The 2,741-nt window shown below is 71.1% G+C and carries 2 protein-coding genes; both read right to left on the minus strand.

Annotation, left to right across the window (positions count from 1 at the left end):
• Window positions 1-82: 82 nt before the first annotated feature.
• A complete protein-coding gene (gene ptsP / locus ABZU99_RS19530) occupies window positions 83-1,753 on the minus strand; it encodes a phosphoenolpyruvate--protein phosphotransferase (protein WP_355955065.1) in 1,671 nt (556 codons plus the stop codon).
• Between the two features lie 107 nt (window positions 1,754-1,860).
• Window positions 1,861-2,310 (minus strand): PTS glucose transporter subunit IIA, encoded by a 450-nt coding sequence (locus tag ABZU99_RS19535; protein WP_355955068.1) that lies wholly within the window; start codon window positions 2,308-2,310, stop codon window positions 1,861-1,863.
• Window positions 2,311-2,741: the final 431 nt, after the last annotated feature.

Raw genomic sequence — 2,741 nt, forward strand, 5'->3', positions numbered from 1 at the left:
GAGGCGGCCCGCTCGCACTGGGCGAGCGTGTGCTTCGCCAACTGCGGCGGGGCGCCCTTGGGGACGGACCCTGGTCATCGGCTCACTCGCCGGACAGCACCGCCTGCGCCGCCCGGCGGGCATCCTCGGCCGTGTCCGCCGCGCGCGCCGCGGAGGCGGCCCGCTCGCACTGGGCGAGCGTGTGCTTCGCCAGCGTGGCCCGCACATAGGGGATGGACACGGCACCCATGGAGAGGCTGGTGACGCCCAGACCGGCCAGCACACACGCGAGCAGCGGGTCGGATGCGGCCTCACCGCAGACACCACAGCTCTTGCCCTCGGCCTGCGCGGCCTCGGCCGAAGCCGCCACCAGATCCAGCAGCGCGGGCTGCCACGGGTCCTGGAGCCGTGAGACCGCCCCCACCTGGCGGTCGGCGGCGAAGGTGTACTGCGCCAGGTCGTTGGTGCCCAGCGACAGGAATTCGACCTCCTGCAGGATCGACCGGGCCCGCAGCGCGGCGGACGGAATCTCCACCATCGCGCCGAACTTGGCCCGCAGCCCCGCCTCGCGGCACGCGTCCGCGAACGCCTTCGCGTCGATCCGGTCGGCCACCATCGGGGCCATGACCTCGAGGTAGACCGGCAGCCCCTCGGCTGCCTTGGCCAGCGCGGTCAGCTGCGTCCGCAGCACCTCGGGATGGTCCAGCAGAGTGCGCAGTCCGCGTACGCCCAGCGCCGGGTTGGGCTCATCGCCCGGGGTCAGAAAGTCCAGCGGCTTGTCCGCGCCCGCGTCCAGGACCCGGACCACCACCCGGCCCTCGGGGAACGCCTCCAGCACCTGCCGGTACGCCTCGACCTGCTTCTCCTCCGATGGTGCCTTGGTGCTGTCGTCCAGGAACAGGAACTCGGTACGGAACAGGCCCACACCCTCGGCGCCCGCCTCGACCGCCGCCGGAACGTCCGCCGGGCCGCCCACGTTCGCCAGCAGCGGCACCTTGTGCCCATCGGACGTCGCGCCCGGCCCGGAGGAGGCGGCCAGCGCGGCCCGGCGCGCCTCGGCGGCCCGGGTCAGCTCCGCGCGCTTCTCCTCGCTCGGGGCCACGAAGATCTCGCCCGTGCTGCCGTCCACGGCGATCACGGTGCCCTCGACCAGCTCCCCGGCACCGGGCAGCGCCACCACGGCCGGCACGCCCAGGGCGCGCGCGAGGATCGCGCTGTGGCTCGTCGGCCCGCCCTCCTCGGTCACGAATCCGAGCACCAGGGTCGGGTCGAGCAGCGCGGTGTCGGCGGGGGCGAGATCCCGCGCGATCAGCACATACGGCTCATCGCTGTCGGGCACCCCCGGCATCGGCACACCCAGCAGCCGGGCCACGATCCGGTTCCGTACGTCGTCGAGGTCGGCCACTCGCCCCGCCAGATACTCCCCGGCCCCGGCCAGCAGCGCCCGGTACGCGGCGAAGGCGTCGTACACCGCACGCTCGGCGGTGCTGCCCACGGCGATGCGCCGCTCGACATCGGCGATCAGCTCCGGGTCCTGCGCCATCATGGCCTGCGCCTCGAGCACGGCCTGGGCCTCACCGCCGGCCAGATTGCCGCGCGCGATCAGATCGGCCGCGACGGCCTCCACCGCGTGGCGCGCACGACCCTGCTCACGCGGCGCCTCATCGGCCGGAATCTGCTTCGCGGGCGGCTCAAGAACCGCCGTGCCCATGTGCCGCACCTCGCCGATCGCCACCCCGTGGCTCACGCCGACGCCTCGCAGCGTTGTCTCCATTTCACCCGTCCCCGGTCGATACGGCGGGAACCCCGCCGTGGTGGATGTCGTACTGGCCGATCACGCGCCCGCACCGGCTCCCGCCGGCCGCCGGGCCGACGCCCGGCTCACGTCCAGCTGAAGAGCGCGTCGCCCGGATTCACACCGTCGTCCTCGCGGACGTCGGCAAGCGAATCGGCCGTGGCCTCCAGGGCCACGACCGGACAGATCGGCGACTTGCCCGCGGCCACCGCGACGGCGGGGTCCCAGCGCACGACCGCGTCGCCGCGCTTGACGGTGTCCCCCTTGCTGATGAGCAACTCGAAGCCTTCGCCGTTCAGCTGGACGGTGTCGATCCCGAGGTGGGTGAGCACGCCGTGCCCCTCCTCGTCGACGACGACAAACGCGTGCGGGTGCAGGGAGACGACGATGCCGTCGACCGGAGCCACCGCCACACACGGCTCGAGCACCGGATCGATCGCCGTGCCAGGACCGACCATGGCGCCGGAGAACACCGGATCGGGAACCGCTGCGAGTCCGATCGCCCGCCCGGCGACCGGGGACGTCACGGTGGTCATGGGAAGCCTCCCAGGGTGAAGATTCATCACGCGCCGTCACCGCCTGTCCCGGACAGCGCACTGCCCAGAAGAGTAAGTCATAGGAACTTTGGGTTCCGCACAAGCGGCGCAGACCGGAGAGCGCCCGTGGCCCACGAATCGATTTGCCACGGCCGCGTGAGGCGCTGTACTGTCTTACCCCTGCCCAACGGATGAAGCACTGCGGTCGCCCGCGTGCACATCCAGGTCGGGGCAGCATCTTCAGCTACTTGATCCAAATCTCGGATCCGCTTTCGTATGCCATGCGAAAGACATCGGTTCGGAGGGCAGGAAACAGTCTGATAGCGTGTGAAACACCGAAGGGAAGCGCCCGGAGAAACCGGTGAAACGGTTTCGAAGGAAGCGTCCGTTCCTTGAGAACTCAACAGCGTGCCAAAAGTCAACGCCAGATA

It is taken from the genome of Streptomyces sp. NPDC005266 (assembly GCF_040607655.1).
Lineage (GTDB): Bacteria > Actinomycetota > Actinomycetes > Streptomycetales > Streptomycetaceae > Streptomyces.